This window comes from Maribacter arenosus (assembly GCF_014610845.1).
Lineage (GTDB): Bacteria > Bacteroidota > Bacteroidia > Flavobacteriales > Flavobacteriaceae > Maribacter_A > Maribacter_A arenosus.
In genome coordinates this window covers 38,928-59,878 of sequence record NZ_JABTCG010000008.1, presented here as the reverse complement: position 1 = coordinate 59,878, position 20,951 = coordinate 38,928, and the positions used below count along the sequence as shown (strand labels likewise).

Annotated in this window: 15 protein-coding genes; 14 read left to right on the top strand and 1 reads right to left on the bottom strand. The window is 40.3% G+C overall.

What is annotated here, in order from left to right; translation table 11 throughout:
* The first annotated feature begins 15 nt into the window (after positions 1 to 15).
* The 8 genes from HPE63_RS17430 to HPE63_RS17395 all read left to right on the top strand — a co-directional run bounded on the left by HPE63_RS17430 (position 16) and on the right by HPE63_RS17395 (position 11,414).
* On the top strand, positions 16 to 3,138 hold the full coding sequence (locus HPE63_RS17430) for a TAT-variant-translocated molybdopterin oxidoreductase (RefSeq protein WP_188315590.1): 3,123 nt from the start codon (positions 16 to 18) through the stop codon (positions 3,136 to 3,138).
* 33 nt (positions 3,139 to 3,171) lie between these two features.
* Positions 3,172 to 4,905 (top strand): NrfD/PsrC family molybdoenzyme membrane anchor subunit, encoded by a 1,734-nt coding sequence (gene nrfD, locus HPE63_RS17425; protein ID WP_188315589.1) that lies wholly within the window; start codon positions 3,172 to 3,174, stop codon positions 4,903 to 4,905.
* Positions 4,906 to 4,911: 6 nt separating this feature from the next.
* Complete coding sequence (locus tag HPE63_RS17420) at positions 4,912 to 5,433, top strand: DUF3341 domain-containing protein (RefSeq protein WP_188315588.1); 522 nt, start codon at positions 4,912 to 4,914, stop codon at positions 5,431 to 5,433.
* Between the two features lie 10 nt (positions 5,434 to 5,443).
* On the top strand, positions 5,444 to 6,022 hold the full coding sequence (locus tag HPE63_RS17415; protein WP_188315597.1) for a c-type cytochrome: 579 nt from the start codon (positions 5,444 to 5,446) through the stop codon (positions 6,020 to 6,022).
* A gap of 20 nt (positions 6,023 to 6,042) precedes the next feature.
* Complete coding sequence (locus HPE63_RS17410; protein WP_188315587.1) at positions 6,043 to 7,368, top strand: quinol:cytochrome C oxidoreductase; 1,326 nt, start codon at positions 6,043 to 6,045, stop codon at positions 7,366 to 7,368.
* A 143-nt stretch (positions 7,369 to 7,511) separates the two neighbouring features.
* A complete protein-coding gene (locus HPE63_RS17405; RefSeq protein ID WP_188315586.1) occupies positions 7,512 to 8,570 on the top strand; it encodes a cytochrome c oxidase subunit II in 1,059 nt (352 codons plus the stop codon).
* Between the two features lie 31 nt (positions 8,571 to 8,601).
* Positions 8,602 to 10,425 carry a cytochrome c oxidase subunit I gene (locus tag HPE63_RS17400; RefSeq protein WP_188315585.1) on the top strand — a complete coding sequence of 608 codons (1,824 nt, stop codon included), beginning with the start codon at positions 8,602 to 8,604 and terminating at the stop codon, positions 10,423 to 10,425.
* Positions 10,426 to 10,592: 167 nt separating this feature from the next.
* Entirely contained in the window at positions 10,593 to 11,414 is an 822-nt protein-coding gene (locus tag HPE63_RS17395; protein ID WP_188315584.1) for a GIN domain-containing protein, read from the top strand.
* Positions 11,415 to 11,514: 100 nt separating this feature from the next.
* Here the strand turns inward: HPE63_RS17395 and pckA are convergent, their stop codons facing one another.
* Positions 11,515 to 13,104, bottom strand: coding sequence for a phosphoenolpyruvate carboxykinase (ATP) (pckA, locus tag HPE63_RS17390; RefSeq protein WP_188315583.1), 1,590 nt, complete (start codon positions 13,102 to 13,104; stop codon positions 11,515 to 11,517).
* A 285-nt stretch (positions 13,105 to 13,389) separates the two neighbouring features.
* On the opposite strand from pckA, the gene ruvB reads away from it, so the two are divergent.
* The 6 genes from ruvB (at position 13,390) to queG (ending at position 20,921) form a co-directional block, all read left to right on the top strand.
* Positions 13,390 to 14,412 carry a Holliday junction branch migration DNA helicase RuvB gene (gene ruvB / locus HPE63_RS17385; protein WP_188315582.1) on the top strand — a complete coding sequence of 341 codons (1,023 nt, stop codon included), beginning with the start codon at positions 13,390 to 13,392 and terminating at the stop codon, positions 14,410 to 14,412.
* Positions 14,413 to 14,632: 220 nt separating this feature from the next.
* Positions 14,633 to 15,958, top strand: a complete 1,326-nt coding sequence (locus HPE63_RS17380) for a cytochrome P450 (RefSeq protein WP_188315581.1) — start codon at positions 14,633 to 14,635, stop codon at positions 15,956 to 15,958.
* 269 nt (positions 15,959 to 16,227) lie between these two features.
* On the top strand, positions 16,228 to 18,177 hold the full coding sequence (locus HPE63_RS17375; RefSeq protein WP_188315580.1) for a helix-turn-helix domain-containing protein: 1,950 nt from the start codon (positions 16,228 to 16,230) through the stop codon (positions 18,175 to 18,177).
* A gap of 182 nt (positions 18,178 to 18,359) precedes the next feature.
* Positions 18,360 to 18,896, top strand: coding sequence for a hypothetical protein (locus HPE63_RS17370; RefSeq protein ID WP_188315579.1), 537 nt, complete (start codon positions 18,360 to 18,362; stop codon positions 18,894 to 18,896).
* Between the two features lie 491 nt (positions 18,897 to 19,387).
* Entirely contained in the window at positions 19,388 to 19,963 is a 576-nt protein-coding gene (locus tag HPE63_RS17365; protein ID WP_188315578.1) for a c-type cytochrome, read from the top strand.
* Positions 19,964 to 20,003: 40 nt separating this feature from the next.
* Positions 20,004 to 20,921, top strand: a complete 918-nt coding sequence (gene queG, locus HPE63_RS17360; protein WP_188315577.1) for a tRNA epoxyqueuosine(34) reductase QueG — start codon at positions 20,004 to 20,006, stop codon at positions 20,919 to 20,921.
* The last annotated feature ends 30 nt before the right edge of the window (positions 20,922 to 20,951 follow it).

Sequence of the window (20,951 nt, the reverse complement as noted above, 5' to 3'; positions counted from 1 at the left end):
TTACAGATAGATCGTATGGCATCAAACAAAAAATATTGGAAAAGCGAGGCAGAGTTAAATCCAAACGATTCCATTGTTGAGGCGCTAGGACAGAAAGAATTTGTTGAAGAAATTCCTGTTGACGAGTTTTTAGGGAACAAGGACAGTTTATCTTCTTCGAATACGAACCGAAGGGATTTTCTCAAATACGTTGGTTTTAGTACCGCTGCAGCATCCTTGGCGGCATGTGAAGGACCAGTGAGAAAATCAATTCCGTATGTCGTTCAACCAGAAAGTATTATCCCTGGAGTTGCAAACTACTATGCAACAACCATTGCAGACGGCTATGATTTTGCAAGCATCTTGGTTAAGACCAGGGAAGGTAGGCCTATAAAGATCGAGAACAACGTGGACGCCAAGGTTCATGGGGGCGCTAATGCCCGGGTGCAAGGATCTGTTTTGTCATTGTACGATAGTACTCGACTACAAGGACCGATTAAGAACGGTGAACCTGTAGAGTGGAGCGTCCTGGATACCGAGATGAAGGCCAAATTAAATACCTTAAAGGATTCCGGTAAACAAATTGCTTTATTGACCCAGACCTACGCAAGTCCATCGACTTCAAAACTCATTGCCGAGTTCAAGGAAATGTACGGAACGGTGAACCATGTTGTTTATGATGCGATTTCTGAAGATGCGGCCCTATCTGCATTTGAGGCTAGATATGGAGAAAGGGCATTGGCCGATTACAACTTTGAACAAGCGGAGGTAATTGTTTCCTTTGGAGCCGATTTCCTTGCCGATTGGCAGGGTGGCGGATATGATAGCGGCTATTCAAAAGGCCGTGTTCCCAAGGAAGGCAAGATGTCGAAACATATACAATTTGAGGCTAATATGTCCTTGACCGGTGCCAATGCGGATAAACGTGTACCGTTGACTCCCATGCAACAAAAAATTGCACTCGCCCAATTGTACGCTAGATTAAACGGATCTTCGACTAGTGGTGAAATACCAGAGTATGCCCAGCGCGCCATTGAGGGTGTTGTTGCTGATATAAACAAAGGTAAAAGTGCAGCAGTCGTGGTGACCGGATTGCAAGATGTAAATGCGCAAGCGGTTGTTTTGGCCATTAATGAGATGTTGGGCAGTAAGGCTTTTGATGTCAAAGCACCAAAGTATGTGCGACAAGGAAATATCAATAGTTTGAATACCTTGATAACCGACATGAAAGCAGGTCGTGTTGGGGCTTTGATCATGGATGGTGTCAACCCCATGTATACGTTGCCCAACGCTTCTGATTTTGCGGAAGGAATAGGGAAAGTCGATTTATCGGTTGCTTTTTCCACCAACTGGAATGAGACTACGGAAGTAACGGATTATGCCGCGGCCGCTAACCATTATTTGGAATCTTGGGGCGATACGCAGATCAAAAAAGGTCATTTCGGTCTCGCACAGCCTACGATAAAAGAGCTTTTTGACACGCGACAATTCCAAAAGGCCTTGCTGTTATGGATGGATAGCGATAAAAGCTATTACGATTATATAAAAGAAACATGGAATTCACAAATCTTGGCCGGTGCCGATTGGAATAAAGCCGTACATGATGGTGTTTATCAAATAAGTTCAACTACAGAAGGCGAATTGGCTGGAACCGTCGTTCCAAAAGGCGATATTGACAAAGAAGCTACTCCCGCTATAGATATTGCCTCAGCAGTAAAAAAGCTTTCAAATGCAGTTAGTGGAGGCGGAATGGAGCTGTCTTTATATTCAAAGGTAGGTATGGGCGATGGACGACAAGCAGGTAACCCTTGGTTACAGGAATTTCCCGATCCAATTTCCAGGATAACTTGGGATAACTATGTGACAGTATCCAAAGTAGATGCCGATAATTTAGGCTTTATCAATGAGCATGCCGCGAATGGTGGCTTAGATGGTAGTTATGCCAAACTTACGGTAGGCGGGGTTATTTTAGATGGAGTTCCCGTGTTGATCCAACCAGGTCAGGCACCTGGATCTATTGGAATGGCATTGGGTTATGGTCGCCAGGTTGGAATGAAATCTGAAATGCAGACCGGTGTAAATGCCTATCCTTTATACCAAGGCTTTAATAATATTCAGTCGGTAACTATCGAAAAATCAACCGGCATGCATGAATTTGCATGTATGCAATTGCATAACACCCTAATGGGTAGAGGTGATATTATCAAGGAAACCACTTTGGAGATTTTCAATACGAAAGATCATGCCGAATGGAACAAGGTTCCTGTAGTGTCCTTGAACCACCAGGAGGTTCCTGCAACAACAGTTGATTTATGGGATAGTTTTGATCGTTCAATCGGACATCACTTCAATATGTCCATCGATTTAAATGCCTGTACGGGATGTGGAGCCTGTGTTGTAGCTTGTAGCGCTGAAAACAATGTGCCTGTAGTGGGTAAACAAGAGGTGCGACGTTCAAGGGATATGCATTGGTTACGAATCGATAGATACTATTCTTCAGAAGACACCTTTGAAGCCGATAATATCAAAAAGGATGAATTTGATGGCTTGTCGGGAGATAAAGGTTCTTTAGGAGGATTTGGTGAATTGGAGGATCCCGCAACCAATCCGCAAGTAGCTTTTCAACCGATAATGTGCCAACATTGTAACCATGCCCCATGTGAAACGGTATGTCCGGTAGCGGCAACATCACATGGACGCCAAGGTCAAAACCAAATGGCATACAACAGATGTGTGGGTACACGTTATTGTGCGAACAACTGTCCGTATAAAGTCCGAAGGTTCAACTGGTTTTTGTATAACAACAATGACGAGTTTGATTTTCACATGAATAACGATTTGGGTAAAATGGTCATCAATCCGGATGTAACTGTAAGATCTAGGGGTGTAATAGAAAAATGTTCTATGTGTATCCAAAAGACACAAAAGACCATACTTGATGCCAAACGAGATGGAAGGGTGATCAAAGACGGTGAATTCCAAACGGCCTGTTCTATGGCTTGTAACAATGGAGCTATTGTCTTTGGGGATGTAAATGATGAGAAAAGTGAGATTGCTGAGTTGAAAGAGAGTGATCGCATGTACCATTTATTGGAACACGTAGGTACGAAACCAAATGTATTCTATCACGTGAAAGTGAGAAATAACAACGAAGCGTAAAAATATTATTTAGCAAAGTAACTTAAAAAGATTATGGCGTCGCATTACGAAGCACCTATACGAAAACCCCTAGTACTTGGAGACAAAGGCTATCATGATGTAACCGTGGATATAGCCGCTCCGGTTGAGGGAAGGGCCAATAAACAATGGTGGATTGTTTTTTCCATATCGTTGGCTGCATTCCTTTGGGGAGTTGGTTGTATAATTTACACGATCTCTACGGGTATTGGATCCTGGGGATTGAACAAGACGGTTAACTGGGCTTGGGATATTACCAATTTTGTTTGGTGGGTAGGTATTGGTCATGCAGGAACCCTGATTTCGGCCGTTCTTTTGCTTTTCAGACAAAAATGGAGAATGGCCATCAACCGTTCTGCGGAGGCCATGACCATATTTTCGGTTATCCAGGCGGGTTTATTTCCAATAATCCATATGGGTCGCCCATGGTTGGCGTATTGGGTATTGCCTATACCTAACCAGTTTGGTTCTTTATGGGTGAATTTTAACTCCCCATTACTTTGGGACGTTTTTGCGATTTCTACATATCTTTCCGTTTCAATGGTGTTTTGGTGGACAGGCTTACTCCCCGATTTCGCAATGATTCGTGATAGGGCGGTATTGCCTTTTCAAAAGAAGATCTATAGCTTATTGAGTTTTGGTTGGACAGGCCGCGCGAAAGATTGGCAACGATTTGAAGAAGTATCTTTGGTATTGGCAGGTTTGGCCACCCCTTTGGTATTATCGGTACACACGATTGTATCGTTTGACTTTGCTACTTCGGTGATTCCTGGTTGGCATACGACCATTTTCCCTCCATATTTTGTGGCCGGGGCGGTATTCTCAGGATTCGCAATGGTAAATACCTTATTGATAATCATGAGAAAGGTATGTAGCCTAGAAGCCTACATTACTGTACAACATATTGAGCTAATGAATATTGTGATTATGATCACAGGTTCAATTGTAGGTTGTGCCTATATAACCGAATTGTTCATGGCCTGGTATTCTGGGGTTGAATACGAGCAATATGCATTCTTGAATAGGGCCACCGGACCATATTGGTGGGCATATTGGGCAATGATGAGCTGCAATGTATTCTCTCCGCAGTTTATGTGGTTCAAAAAACTACGTACCAGTATCATGTTCTCTTTCTTTATTTCGATCATCGTGAATATCGGAATGTGGTTCGAAAGATTTGTAATCATCGTTACTTCGTTGCATAGGGATTATTTGCCGTCTTCTTGGAGTATGTTCTCGCCTACCTTTATCGACATAGGAACGTTTATAGGGACCATCGGATTCTTCTTTGTATTGTTCTTATTATATGCAAGGACATTCCCAGTAATTGCACAGGCGGAAGTAAAGACGATTTTAAAATCGTCGGGTGAGAAGTACAAAAAATTGAGGGAAGCAGGTAAACCGTTATATCAAATCAGTACAAGCACAAAGATAAAGGAAGAGGTAAAACCGGTAACCGAATTAAAAACGGAGGCTCCAAAAGATGATAAAGGGGATGTTTCCAGCTTATTGAAAACCATCGGTACATTTGATGCGACCAAGGAAAAGGCTGATGATCTTAAGAAAGTTAAGGGTATTGGGCCAAAAATGGAGAAAACCTTAAACCAAATAGGCATTTTTACATTTGCCCAAGTCAGCCGAATGACGGAAAAGGAATATACTTTATTGGACTCAATTACAGGTTCGTTTCCTGGTAGGGCACAACGTGATGATTGGGCGGGTCAAGCAAAAAAATTAAATAACAAGTAATACGATATGGCATCTAAAGTTATACATGCATACTACAATGATGACGACGTGCTTATGCATGCAGTCAAAAAGGTGAAAGGCGCCAAACATCATATAGAGGAAGTATATTGTCCTTTTCCAGTACATGGCCTTGATAAAGCCATGGGCCTTGCCCCGACCAGAATAGCCATTACATCTTTTATTTATGGGTGTGTAGGTCTTATTGTGTCGATTGTTATGATGAATTATATCATGATCCAGGACTGGCCACAGGATATAGGGGGAAAACCCAGTTTCAGTTATATTGAGAACATGCCGGCATTTGTCCCGATTATGTTCGAATTAACGGTATTCTTTGCTGCGCATTTAATGGTGATTACCTTCTACCTTAGAAGTAGATTATGGCCGTTCAAAAAAGCGGAAAATCCGGATGTAAGGACCACGGACGACCATTTTGTAATGGAGTTGGCCATACATGATAACGAAAAAGAATTAAAGAACTTATTGATGGATACCGGTGCGGTCGAGATCAATGTTTCAGAAAAGTAGTCATAAGATGATGAACAATATTAGTAAAGTCGGAATTGCATTTGTGCTGGTACTGTTGATGGCATCATGTGCTGATAAAAACAGACCTAATTATCAGTATATGCCCAATATGTATGAGCCGGTAGGTTATGAGACCTATCAAGGGTTCAATGAGGAAGAATCCACTAGGATTGCCTTGTTCAAAGGTGTTTCAGAGGCTATGTTACCACCGGATAATACCATTCCAAGAGGGTGGATGCCTTATGACTTGGAAAATAGCATTGAAGGCAAAGAACTTTCAAGGGTAAAGACAAGTCCATTGGATTCTTTGAATAGTGAAGCGAATATGGCTGTGGGCAAGGAACTTTACGATATTTACTGTGCTCTTTGTCATGGAACAAAAGGAGATGGTCAAGGTACCTTGGTAAAAAGGGAAAAAATCTTGGGTGTACCCACATACGCCGATGCAGCACGTGATATTACAGTAGGTAGTACGTACCATGTGATTTACTATGGTTTGAATTCAATGGGCTCCTATGCAGTGCAATTGAACCATGAAGAACGTTGGCAAGTAGCCGAGTATGTAATGAAATTGAAAGAGGATTTATAAAATAATACATAGTTTAAGATATGTACACGTTTTCAAGCAGATTAAAAATGGCTTCCTTCATCATGATGATAGTGGGGTTACTAGGTATCGGAATTGGTTTTATGTCGGCCCCAACAACAATTGAGGAATCTAAAGCCATGGTCGCAAGTCACGATGAGGGTCATGGGGATGGGCAATCGGCAGATACAGCACATGCCGTGGCAAATAGCCATGGACAGGAACATGCTGAAGGTCATGATGCTTCCCATGATGAACATGTGTTGCATCAATTGCAGAATAAGCCATGGGCGGCTTTATATGTTGCTGCTTTTTTCTTTTTCATGATTGCCTTGGGCGCCTTAGCCTTTTATGCTGTCCAAAGGGCATCACAGGCAGGATGGGCTCCATTATTGTTTCGTGTGATGGAAGGAATTACTGCGTATTTGGTACCAGGTGGTATCATAGTGTTTATTATTTTGGTGCTATCTGTATTGCACATGAATCATCTATTTGTTTGGATGGATCCCGAAGTAGTGGCACATGACAAATTGCTACAAGGTAAGGCCGGTTATTTAAATCCGACTTTTTTCTTGATCCGTGCGGCAGTGTTCCTGGGCGGTTGGATACTTTATAGGGAATATTCAAGGAAACTGTCCCTTAAACAGGATGCTTCCGATGATAACGCAAGCTTTAAATTGAATTTTAGGATATCTGCTGGTTTTTTGGTGTTCTACCTGATTTCGGAATCAATAATGTCTTGGGATTGGATAATGAGTGTTGATCCCCATTGGTTCAGTACATTGTTCGGATGGTATGTATTTGCTAGTATGTTCGTTTCCGGTATAACGGTCATAGCAATGGTAACTATTTACTTGAAATCTAAAGATTATTTACCAGATGTGAACGATAGTCATATCCACGATTTGGCAAAATTTATGTTCGGTATCAGTATTTTCTGGACCTACCTTTGGTTCTCCCAGTTTATGCTTATATGGTACTCCAACATACCTGAAGAGGTTACCTATTTTGTAACCCGTATCGAGGATTATAAACTTCCATTCTTCGGAATGGTGGTCATGAATTTTGTATTGCCCTTGTTATTGTTGATGAACAGTGATTATAAAAGGATCAACTGGTTTGTGATATTTACAGGTATTATCATTTTAGCAGGGCATTATATGGATATTTTTAATATGATCATGCCATCAACGGTTGGCGATCAATGGTCGATTGGAATTCCTGAAATTGGCGCTGTGTTGTTCTTCGCCGGATTATTTATTTTTTGGGTGTTTAGGGCATTGACAAAGGCACCTCTTCAACCAAAACGTAATCCGTTTATCGAAGAGAGTAAACATTTTCATTATTAATCAGATTACCACATCCTATTTTACCCAAGAACTATTGGAAAGGAGTATGGATGGTTTATATTTTCCCACCTTTGGAAGGGTTTGCTTCAAGGATAGTGGGTTTGAGTTTTTTTTATTAAGTTTAGCGAAATTTTAAATAAACAATGACGACATTATTGATTTTAGCCGTTTTGGTTTTGGTGGCAATTGCGATTTGGCAAATGACCAAGATATTTGAATTGTCACAAATTAAGGCTGTTGACTCCCAAATAGCGAATGATACCGACAATAAATACAATGGTTATCTGTTGTTCGCTTTTTTAGTGTTCATTTATGGGATTACCATTTTTAGTTTTTGGAAATACAGTAAGATGTTGTTGCCTGAAGCAGCATCCGCACATGGCGCTGAATATGATAATTTAATGTTGGTTTCCATGGCGATTATATTTTTCGTTCAGACCATTACGCAGGCGTTATTGCACTATTTTGGGTATAAGTATAGAGGAGAGGAAGGAAAGAAAGCGCTTTTCTATGCGGATAATGATAGGCTCGAGTTTATTTGGACCATTATACCCGTAGTTGTTTTGGCTGGTTTGATATTATGGGGATTATATACATGGACCAATATAATGGATATCAATGATGAAGATGACCCGATTGTTGTTGAATTATATGCACAACAATTCAACTGGACCGCCAGATATGCAGGTGCCGATAATGTTTTGGGGGGTGCGAATGTTCGCATGATCGATATTGATAAGGCAAATATATTGGGGCTCGATGAATCTGACAGCTATGCCATGGACGATATCATTGTCAAGGAATTGCACTTGCCTGTAGGAAGAAAGGTAAACTTTAAAATGCGCTCTCAAGACGTTTTACATTCTGCGTACATGCCTCATTTTAGGGCACAAATGAACTGCGTGCCTGGAATGACCACCCAGTTCTCTTTTACGCCCACCATTACCACCGCAGATATGCGGAATGATGCCGATGTTATGGCCAAGGTAGAAAGGACCAATAAGATACGTGCAAAGAAAGCCGCTGCAGGTGTCGAAAATTCGGACCCTTGGGAGTTTGACTATATATTGCTCTGTAATAAGATATGCGGTAAATCGCACTATAATATGCAAATGAAGATTATTGTGGAAGAGGAAGAAGAATACAATAAATGGCTTGCAGAACAGCAAACCTTTTCCCAGTCAATGGTATCAGTTCAATAGAGTTTAGTTAAAAAATAAAAAAGAAATAGTTATGTCGGCCACAGCACATGCACATATAGAAGACCACGCAGATGATCACGGGCATCATCACAAGGAGACTTTTGTGACCAAATATATTTTTAGTCAAGACCATAAAATGATATCAAAGCAGTATCTGATTACTGGGTTGATAATGGGTTTTATAGGTATTGCCATGTCCTTGATGTTCAGGATGCAGCTGGCCTGGCCAGGCCAATCGTTTCCTATTTTTGAGGCGTTGCTTGGCGATTGGGCACCGAATGGGGTAATGGATGCGGATATTTACTTGGCATTGGTAACCATTCATGGTACCATAATGGTGTTTTTTGTACTTACCGCCGGTTTAAGTGGTACTTTTAGTAATTTGCTTATTCCCTTGCAGATCGGGGCTCGTGATATGGCTTCAGGTTTCTTGAATATGGTATCGTACTGGCTCTTCTTTTTATCATCTGTAATTATGATATGCTCACTTTTTGTCGAAGCTGGGCCCGCTTCAGCAGGTTGGACGATTTATCCTCCATTGAGCGCATTGCCGATGGCTCAATCAGGATCGGGAATGGGTATGACCTTATGGCTGGTATCCATGGCGATTTTTATAGCATCATCCCTTTTAGGTTCATTGAACTACATCGTAACTGTAATCAACTTGAGGACCAAAGGGATGTCCATGACCAGACTGCCATTAACCATTTGGGCATTCTTTATCACCGCTATAATCGGAGTGGTATCATTCCCTGTACTTTTATCTGCGGCTTTGTTACTGATTATGGATAGAAGTTTTGGGACTTCCTTTTTCCTTTCGGACATATTTATCCAAGGGGAGGTTTTGCATTATCAGGGAGGTTCGCCGGTATTGTATGAACACTTGTTCTGGTTTTTAGGCCATCCAGAGGTGTATATAGTTTTATTACCTGCATTGGGTATTACATCGGAAGTTATGTCTACCAATGCGCGTAAGCCTATTTTTGGGTATCGGGCCATGATCGCTTCTATCATTGCTATAGCTTTCTTGTCAACCATCGTTTGGGGACATCATATGTTCATTTCTGGTATGAACCCATTCTTGGGTTCTGTATTTACATTTACTACCTTATTGATTGCTATACCTTCGGCGGTTAAAGCTTTCAATTACATAACTACACTTTGGAAAGGGAACCTACAGTTGAATCCGGCCATGTTATTTTCCATAGGTTTGGTATCAACTTTCATCACTGGTGGTCTTACCGGTATAATCCTAGGGGATAGTACGTTGGATATTAATGTGCATGACACCTATTTCGTGGTGGCCCACTTCCATTTGGTAATGGGTATTTCCGCACTTTACGGATTATTCGCAGGGGTTTACCATTGGTTTCCCAAGATGTTTGAAGGTAAAATGATGAATAAAAACTTGGGATATGTCCATTTTTGGATAACTGCAATCTGTGCCTACGGGGTTTTCTTCCCAATGCATTTTGTAGGTATGGCCGGTGTACCGAGACGTTATTATGAAAATACGGCATTTCCAATGTTCGATGAATTGACCGATGTACAAGTGCTGATGACAGTATTCGCATTAATTGCTGGTCTTGCCCAGTTGGTTTTCTTGGGCAACTTCATTTATAGCATGTTCTATGGTAAGAAAGGGCCTCTGAATCCATGGAAATCGAATACTTTGGAGTGGACGGCACCCCAGGAGCATATACATGGTAACTGGCCAGGCGCCATTCCTCATGTACATCGTTGGGCATATGATTATAGCAAGACCGATGTTGATGGTGAATATATTATTCCAGGACAGGATTTTATTCCGCAAAGTACCCCATTGCATGATAACGAGGAGGAAGAAAACCATTAGCAATTCTAAATAAAAAAATATAAAAATGCCCAACTGACCAAGTTGGGCATTTTTTTTGATATAGGTACATAAGTTAATTAATCTTTTTTATACTATTTTTAATCAAAATAAGGGTACCATATAAAGCATGTGGAACTACTTAGAATAATAGAACACCTTTGAAAAAAATGAAAAAGAGTATCCTCCTTATCGCGGTTTTGATTTGTTTTCAAACATATGCCCAAAGAAAGCCTAAAATAAAGGGCAATAAAAATGTGATTGAGGTACGGGAAGACCTGCCTTTTTTTAAAGCCATTGAATTGGTCGATGATTTGGAATTAGTGCTGCAGAAAGGGTCTAGTGAGGGATATGCCATAGAAGCTGATGATAACTTGATCGATGTGTTGAAGTTCAAAGTAGTGGACAGCACATTGATCATAAGTTCATTTTACAAAATAACTTCTAAAAGGAAACTCGATATATCTATAAGTTATATTGGACTCGAGTCTATTACCATGCATGATGGTAAAATAAACATGAAGGATGTTATTTCTTCAGATCGATTTCTTGTGAATACCTTTGGACCTTCAAGGCTGGAGTTGAATGCGACGGCCCCGATAATTCAAATTAATATGGAAGGTATGAGCTCGGGGGATTTTAATCTAGCGAGCGATTCTTTGAACATTGTACTAAAAGATAGGGTAGATGCACGTATTTACGCGGTGGGCGTTTCCAATGCGATTCAAATGTTCAAAAATGCCAGCGCAAAAATGGAAGGTTCTGCCGATGTTCTCGATGTAGAGCTTTTCGAAAACTCAAACTTAAAGGCTGAAAAAATGGAAGCGACTAAAGTTGTGGCTTACCTCGAAGGGTCTTCAGATGCAAAGCTAAAAGCTATTGAACATATTGGGCTGTCTTCGAGAGGTTCTGCCAAGACTTATCTCTATGGCAATCCAGAAATCATTATAGAGGAATTCTTGGATACATCACAATTGCATAAAGAAAACTAAATACGGGTGTAGATCATGATTTCCTATTTTCAAGGGAAATACAAAAACAAAATCCCCATTGCCAAAAGCAATGGGGATTTATCATGAATTAAGGTATTGGTTAGGATTGTAAAGTACCGGCTTTTGGTCCGGCTTCTACAATCTCGGCATTAACATTAGCTTCAAATTTCTTGAAGTTCTCGGTAAATAAATTAACTAACTTCAATTTAGTAGCCTCATATTTCGCTTTGTCTTTCCAAGTATTTCTTGGAATCAAAACTTCAGAAGGAACGTTAGGACAGGTGGTTGGTATTTGGAATCCAAATTCCTCATCCTGTACGAATTCAGCATTGTCAAAATCGTGGTTATGAATCGCATCTACCATAGCTCGGGTATGTTTCAATTTCATCCTTGATCCTGAACCGGTCCAACCTGTATTGATCAACCAAGCAGTAGCTTTATGGGTTTTGATTTTCTCCGCTAATAATTCAGCATATTTGTTAGGATGCCACATCATGAAAGCAGCACCAAAACAAGCACTGAAGGTAGCTGTAGGCTCTGTAATTCCCATCTCAGTACCCGCCATCTTCGCAGTATAACCAGAGATAAAGTGATAACTTGCTTGCTCAGGGCTTAATTTACTAACTGGAGGCAAGACACCAAAAGCATCACAAGTAAGGAAAATGATATTTTCAGGATGCCCGGCAACACAAGGTATCTGTACATTGTCTATAAAGTTGATCGGATATGACGCCCTAGTATTTTCGGTAATAGAGATATCTGTATAATCGACTTTTCTTGAGTCTTTGTCATAAACCACATTTTCCAACACGGTACCAAAACGAATGGCGTTGAAAATATCGGGTTCGTTCTCTGGAGTTAAGTCAATCGCTTTTGCATAGCAACCGCCTTCTATATTAAAAGTACCATCATCTGTCCAACAATGTTCATCGTCACCGATCAATCTACGTTTTGGATCAGCACTTAAGGTAGTTTTTCCAGTTCCAGAAAGTCCGAAAAGGATAGTGACATCATCTTTCTCTCCTACATTGGCAGAACAGTGCATGGGTAGTACTCCTTTTAGGGGCATTAGATAATTCATTACACCGAATATTCCTTTTTTCATTTCCCCGGCATATTGCGTACCTAAGATTACAATTTCCTTACGCTCCAAATTCACATCAATACTGGTTTTGGAAGTCATTTCGGAAGTGTAACGGTTGGCAGGGAAGCCACCTGCATTCAGGATAACATAATCAGGCTCACCAAAATTGGCCAACTCCGCTTTTGTGGGCATAATAAGCATATTCTGCATGAATAATGCATGGTATGCACGTGTACAAACAATTCTTGTTTTGATTCTATATTTTGGGTCCCAACCTGCATAGGCATCAACTACAAAAAGATGTTCACGTGTGTTCAAATAATCCAAGGCACGTTCATGGTTGACCATATACGTATGTTCATCCAATCCTATATTTACCTTACCCCAATCGATGTTTTTTTCCGATTCAGGATTGCGGACTATTCTTTTGTCTTTTGGGCTTCGACCTGTTTTTTCGCCGGAGTAAGTCATTAGTGCACCTACATCGGAAATCGCGGTTCCTTTTTCCAAACGAAGTCCCAATTCATAAAGAACAGGAACACTACTGTTCCTATAAATAACTTCGGTTTCTATACCGTATTTTTTAAGATTAAAAGTTGCTGACATTGTTTTCTGCTTTTTAAATGGTTGTTAAATAATTACTCGTTTTAAATTTTATGCAAAGGTTGTGATTATACGTGGTATAAAAGATGACAAAAGTCATATTGCAATACGAATTTAACGATAAGCATGTAGATAGCGAAGTTCCAGTAAATTTTAACATTTGATTTTCACTATCTTTGTTAGCGAAGCTCATTTTTGGGAACTCCTTATCAAATTCGGTTCTCAAAAATGTAAGCCGAACTAATCCCGCTGAAAAGCGGGATCGGTTTTAACATCGTTAGATACATTATGAACGAGTACCTTGATCCCACGACCGGAAATTTCTCTCCTGAGGAAATTGATATAGAAAGGGCATTGCGACCTATCACCTTTGATGACTTTACAGGGCAGGAACAAGTACTGGAAAATCTGAAGGTTTTTGTTGAGGCGGCAAATCAAAGAAATGAAGCCTTGGACCACACGTTGTTCCATGGCCCTCCAGGCTTGGGCAAAACCACTTTGGCACATATCCTTGCCAATGAGTTAGGGGTTGGTATAAAGATCACTTCGGGCCCAGTCCTTGATAAACCTGGTGATCTGGCAGGCCTTTTGACCAACCTCCAAGATAGGGATGTACTATTTATCGATGAGATTCATAGGTTGAGTCCTATTGTAGAGGAATATCTGTATTCGGCCATGGAGGACTACAAGATCGATATCATGATAGAAACAGGACCAAATGCAAGGTCGGTCCAGATCAATTTAAACCCCTTTACGTTAATTGGGGCAACGACCCGATCCGGCCTATTGACTTCTCCCATGCGGGCACGTTTTGGTATTCAGAGCAGACTTCAATATTATTCTACAGAATTATTATCTACGATTGTTGAACGTAGTGCGGAAATATTGAAAGTTTCCATTACCCAAGACGCCGCTATTGAAATTGCGGGTCGAAGTAGGGGAACGCCTAGAATCTGCAACGCCCTTTTGCGAAGGGTACGGGATTTTGCCCAAATAAAAGGTGACGGAAGTATTGATATGGACATATCGAGATATAGCCTAAAAGCCTTGAATGTTGATGCACATGGGTTAGATGAAATGGATAATAAAATATTGACGACCATTATCGATAAATTCAAAGGTGGGCCAGTTGGTATTTCCACATTGGCAACTGCAGTATCTGAAAGCGGTGAGACCATTGAGGAAGTATATGAACCTTTTTTGATCCAACAGGGTTTTATTATGCGAACACCGCGTGGTCGGGAAGTAACAGAATTGGCCTATAAGCATTTGGGAAGGATCAAAGGCGGTAACCAACCTGGGCTTTTTTGAAAATAAGTGCCATGGTTTTTTTTCGGGTTTAAGGATCTAGATAAGCCATAGCTCAAGTTTTTGACAATGGCAATTTTTTCACCTAGAAGTACAATTAATCACCTAGAAGTACAATTAAATACAATGGAAGTTCCAATTTTTAAAGCTATGTCCGCAACAAGGGTGACTGCAGTAAAAACTGTTCTGCTTTGTTCGGTTAAGAATGGTCAATAAAGGAACAATGAAAAGCCTACCCACAATTCCCAGATTTGAGGTCTATAAGAACCGAAAGAGGATATTAAACAATCCTTTGCCTTTCCATCATGAAAATTTCGAAAAGTATGGAGATATTTTCAAGGTAAATATTGGATTGGGAAAGTCGGTGGTCTTTACCCGAAACCCGGGACATATTAAACAGATACTTCAAACGCATAATAGGAAATACCATAAATCCCCATTACAAACCATAGACCTTGCCAAGTATATAGGAAATGGCATATTAACTTCCAATGGGGAGCATTGGCGTACCCATAGAAGAATGGTACAGCCCGCCTTCCATAAAAAGAAACTCATGGGTTTATTGGGCATTATGCAGAATGCAATTCGCACGGAATTAGAAAGAATAAAACCGAATGTTGAGGAAGATATATTTCCATTAATGGGGGATTTGGCCTTCCAAGTGGTGGCAAAATCATTGTTCAGTAGAAATGATATTCAAGTGGCCATGGCCAAACTCCAGGATATCACAGAGACCAATCAAAAAATGCTGATCAAAGAAATGCGCCAACCTTATATGAAATGGTGGTTTAAGCTAAGTGGTCAAATCAAGAAGCATATAGGATTATCTGAAATTGGTCGCGGTGTATTGAATGATATAATCGAGGAGCGCATACAATCCGGGGAGGAAAAAGATGATTTGTTGGATATGTTGCTCAAAGCCAGGTATGAAGATGGTACCCCAATGCCTCGCCGACAGTTGATAGATGAGGTAATGATCTTATTCACTGCAGGTCATGAGACTACCGCGAATGTACTTAGCTTTACCTTGTTCTTATTGGCAAAAAACAAAAAGGATCAACAAAAGGTTTTTAAGGAAGTTTCCCAATTGGATTTGGAAAGAGATGATATCATGCAGAATATATCCCAACTTACATATACCAAGCAATGCATCGAGGAGAGTATGCGCTTGTACCCTCCTGCTTATGTGATAGACCGTATTTCTATAGACGAGGATACCTTAGGAGAACTTGAAATACCTAAAAACACCTTGATGTTGATGTCCATTTACGAGCTTCATAGATATGCCGGTTATTGGGAATCCCCGACAGCATTTATACCGGAACGGTTTGATGAGGAAAAGAAAAAGGACTTTCAAGACTATTATTATCCTTTTGGTGCTGGCCCTAGAATGTGCGTAGGGAATAATTTTGCCATGTATGAGATGGTATTGGCCATAGCTGGGATTATTAAGAAGTATAATTTGCAGACCAATTTGAACAAAGTTGAAATCAATCCTTTGATATCATTGAAGCCTAAGGAGGTGCCCTTGATTTTTCTTGAACGTTGATTTGCTAATACGAAATTAATACCATCCAATAAAATCCAGGCCATTCGCTTGGGTTTTTTAATTTTTGGTATTTCTAATAAAAAATAGCTGGAAGGCCATACGAAATGTCCAAGAAAAAGGTTAACCACTCCCCGGACAAATAGAATTGCTATAAAAACCGATTGACCGTCGTCATTGTTAATAATCAAAGCTTTACCTAATTTGGGGAAAATGCATATGCATTTCTAGAGTGTTTTTTAAAGGGTTGAAATAGCTGAATTATTACCATCATGAATAGCGAACTTTCAATGGACCGGGCATTTATTAAAAAGTTGACTGAACTTCTCGAGGCCAACCTGGACAACGAACACTTTGGGGTCAAGGAACTTGCCGAGGCGGTAGGTATTAGCCGTTCCCAATTACACCGCAGGCTCCAATCCATCAATGGAAAATCAGCAAGTCGATTTATTAGGGATTACAGGCTTGAAAAGGCCATGAAAATGCTTCAGGACAATGTAGCGACAGTCGCAGAGATAGCATATCGGGTGGGATTTAATAGCCCAACGTATTTCAATACCTGCTTTCACGATTATTATGGTTATCCTCCGGGAGAGGCAAAATTTAGGAAGCCTTTGGAAAGTGAAAAAGGCGGGAAGGATCGGACTCCGGAACAAGAAAAATCGAGCCATGTTACGCATGAAACGATCGAAATGGTGAAAAAGGTTATTAAGCGAAGAACACTTTTGTTTGCCTTAATTAGCGCCGTGTTGATATTTACCATTTCATATGTTTACTACATGGATTTCATTAAAGAAAATTCGACCGAAACCGCAGAAACTGAGGCCCAAGGTAAGTCTATTGCAGTGATTCCCTTTAAAAACTGGAGTGGTGATCCTGAACTTGATTATGTCAGTGATGGAATTACCGACGCCGTAATTACAAGACTTACCAAAATTGACCGGAAAATAGATGTAATTCCTTTTACATCGGTATTGAAGTACAAAACTTCAGATCAAAGCGCTCCCGTCATTGCAAATGAATTGGGAGTTCAGAATATTCTACAAGGAAACTTTCAGCTGTCCGGTGATCAGATGAAAATTACGCTACAATTAATCGATGGGCCTTCTAACAAGCATTTCTGGTCCGAGGAATATTCCGGTGATTGGAACAGCAATGATATCTTCAAAATCCAAGCTGAAGTAGCTGAAAATATAGCTGAAAATTTGCATGTTGAACTCAAAGAAGAAGACCTTATGGCGATACAATTAGTCCCAACTCAAAATAAGGAGGCCTATAATCTACTCTTACAAGCCAATTATCAGGCTTCTAAATATAATAAAACTGGGATGGAGAATGCGGTACCGCTGTATGAAAAGGCTATTCGCCTAGATTCTACTTTCTTTGATGCTTATGTAAATCTGGCTTATTTATATTTATGGGGCGGAGCCAGTTGGGGATTGTATAATGAGCAGGACGCATGGCACAAAGCAAAACAGCTTTTACTCAAAGCTAATGCAATAGACAGTACGAATTTAATCTTAAAAAGTGCCTTAAACGATGGTTCATATTTATATGAATGGGATTTTGAGCGTATGGAAAGGGAGTATAAGACAAGAAGTAATATTGCCATTCTATATGGTTTGCAAACCGGGAAGTATGACGAATCGTTTGCTCGAATCAATCGACAACTAAAAGAGTCTCCCATAGGAAGCTATCCGTATATTTTTAAGGCCCAAGCACTCTTTTTTCTCAATAGGAAAGAGGAAACTACCAATCTTCTAAAAAGTATAGATAAACTATTTAACGATGATATCATGTATCTAAGGATAGCTGCTAGATATTATTTCTATCTAGAAGAGTACGAAAACTCAAAAGGACTTTTAAATAAGATATTGACCAGTTTTTCAGACCGTCCTCCTATTGTCTTGTGGTTAAGCGCGTTACATGCCCATAGGGATGGTAATACTGAAAATCTTCATGGCTATTTGAATGATCTACGGAATAGATATGAAGCAGGCGAATCCGGTAGCCCGGCATGGTTTTTGGCGCTTTATTATTCTATCATAGGGGAATATGATGAAGCTTTTGAATGGCTTCAGAAGTCCTATGACCGTCATGAAGTAGAAATGATTTGGTTGCGTGAAGAACCCGCTTTAATTCCTTTACGAAATGATAAACGTTATCTTGACCTATACACTAAAGTCGGGTTTCCCATGGAACCACATAGTCTTCCTGAATAAATTACCCATCCTTTTTATGGCATCAAGAGCCTTTCGTTCAACATAGTTTGAAGGCTTCAATGTATAGGTGGAAGACTTCAAAAAAAACTTTTAATAATTTGAAACATAGGTGTTTAGTATTGCGGGTGCAATTGACTGATCTTTATACTGAGAATAAGTATTAACCTTTAAATCTATTGATCATGAAAGCAATTGTATTCGGTATGTTATTTATAGGCCTTACCAGCCTAGGTTATGCACAAGAGCTCAATAATGAAGCTAAAGAGGAGGAAACCCAAGAAGTGGTTTTAGAGGGTGTAACGGTCACTGCCTTGAACATGGATTATCTCGAAAAGGTACATGATGAAGTTACCCCTGAAGTTGTAAAAGAACTGGAAAACAAGGCGGCAAGGTTCAAAATCAAAGGAACCCCAATTTATTTTAATGACGTTGGGCCTTACGAAGTACATTTTTCAAATAACAAGGGAAATATTATTGCCACTTACAATCGTAAGGGTAAGATAATGGTATCCAGTGAAAAATTCAAGGATGTTGCATCCCCTGTTGCCGTTAGAAATTCGGTTTACAACGAATACCCCGATTGGGAAATTAAAAGTAGTGTCTATTTGGTTTCTTACCACTACAATAAGGGGGTAAAAAAATTATATCAATTCCAAATTGGAAAGGACAATTCTAAAAAGAATTTAAAAATTGATATGGACGGTAATATTTTGAATTAGATAATTGTTTGCCACCCTAAAATAGATCGCCCAATTGAGTTTGGGCGATTTTTTGATATACCGTTGCTCCATGGTATAACAAAGCATAAGAAGATTTAGACCTCGGCTCCTTACTGCTTTAAATAACCTTGAGTGTGGGCAAAGGGCGCATAAATAGGAAACAAAAACTTCCCTATCTCATCAAAATCGACCCCAGGTACCTTTGTTTTTTTATCCCGATGGATTTCCGCCAATGTCCGACCATCGATACTCTATCAATTACCGTTATAAGGGGATTGCCCCTTTCCTGATAAAATTCGGCCATAAATCATCATATATTGACACCTTTCCTTTTGGCACATTCCTTATTCCCCTCTAAAGGGTGTTTTTACAAGATAAAGGGATGAACCTTTAAATACCGTTTATACAAATATCGGCCCAACAGATACAAAACAAGAAGTATCGACTGGGATTTTTGGGTAAATTGAAGTATAATCATTATAACATTCAATATGAAGTCAACAGTTTATGGAGTGCTCGTATCCCTTGTCATACTGGTAGCTGCATGTGGTGAAAAGAAACCTACAGCTGAAGTGGTCGAAGAAATCCCTATGGGGGAAACCGATATAGTGGCACATGGGGAGTATTTGGTAAATATTCTGGGCTGCACGGATTGCCATACCCCAAAGAAGATGACAGAACAAGGACCTGTTCCCGACATGGACAAATATTTGATGGGATTCGATGCATCCCGGCCTTTGCCACCTATTCCTGAGAATGTTCCCTTGGGGCCATGGGTGCTCTTTAGCGGTGAACTTACGGCAGCGGTAGGCCCATGGGGCACCTCTTATTCCGGTAATCTCACACCACATGAAACTGGTATTGGTACATGGACTTTAGAGCAGTTCAAGAAAGCGATAAGGGAAGCAAAGTTCAAAGGCTTGGATAATAGCAGACCCATTATGCCGCCTATGCCGCAGCATTATGCCTACCTGACCGATGGGGACATCGAAGCCGTTTTTGAATATTTAAAAACGATACAGCCCATAGAAAATCGGGTTCCGGCATATGAACCACCATCTTCTTAGTACGCTTCCCTGAAAAATATTTTTCGCTTACCTTCGAAGCATGGGTTCAAAAAACTATGCGCATTTAATCAAAACCGAAGCAAAACGCCTCGGTTTTTTGTCGTGCGGTATTTCAAAGGCAGCGTTTTTGGAAGAAGAAGCTCCCAGATTGGAAAAATGGCTTAATCAAAACATGAACGGCGAAATGCAGTACATGGAGAACCATTTCGACAAGCGCCTGGATCCCACCAAACTAGTTGATGGGGCCAAGTCGGTGATTTCTTTATTATTAAATTATTATCCCGAGGCAAGCCAAAAGGAGGATACCTATAAGATTTCCAAATACGCTTATGGTAATGATTATCACCATGTGATTAAATCAAAACTAAGACAACTTCAAAATTTTATATCCGAAGAAATAGGTGAGGTTCACGGTCGTGCCTTTGTTGATTCCGCCCCTGTTTTGGATAAAGCCTGGGCCGCAAAAAGCGGTTTAGGTTGGATTGGGAAACACAGCAACTTATTAACCCAACACACCGGTTCTTTTTATTTTATAGCAGAACTCATTGTTGATTTGGAATTGGAATATGACACACCGGTCACGGATCACTGTGGCTCATGCACCGCCTGCATAGACGCCTGCCCTACCGAGGCCATTGTGGAGCCCTATGTCGTGGACGGGAGCAAATGTATTTCTTATTTTACCATAGAGCTGAAGAATGAAATTCCCAACGAGTTTCATGGTAAATTTGAAGACTGGATGTTCGGCTGCGATATTTGTCAGGATGTTTGTCCATGGAACCGATTTTCTAAACCCCATGCGGAGCCGTTATTTGATCCACATCCGGAATTATTGTCCATGTCTAAAAAAGATTGGGAAGAAATCACCGAGGAGGTGTTCAACAACGTGTTTCAAAAATCGGCAGTAAAAAGAACCAAGTTTACTGGTCTAAAACGAAATATTGGTTTTTTGAAATAAACTTTACTTTACGCAAACGTTTTAGTTTGG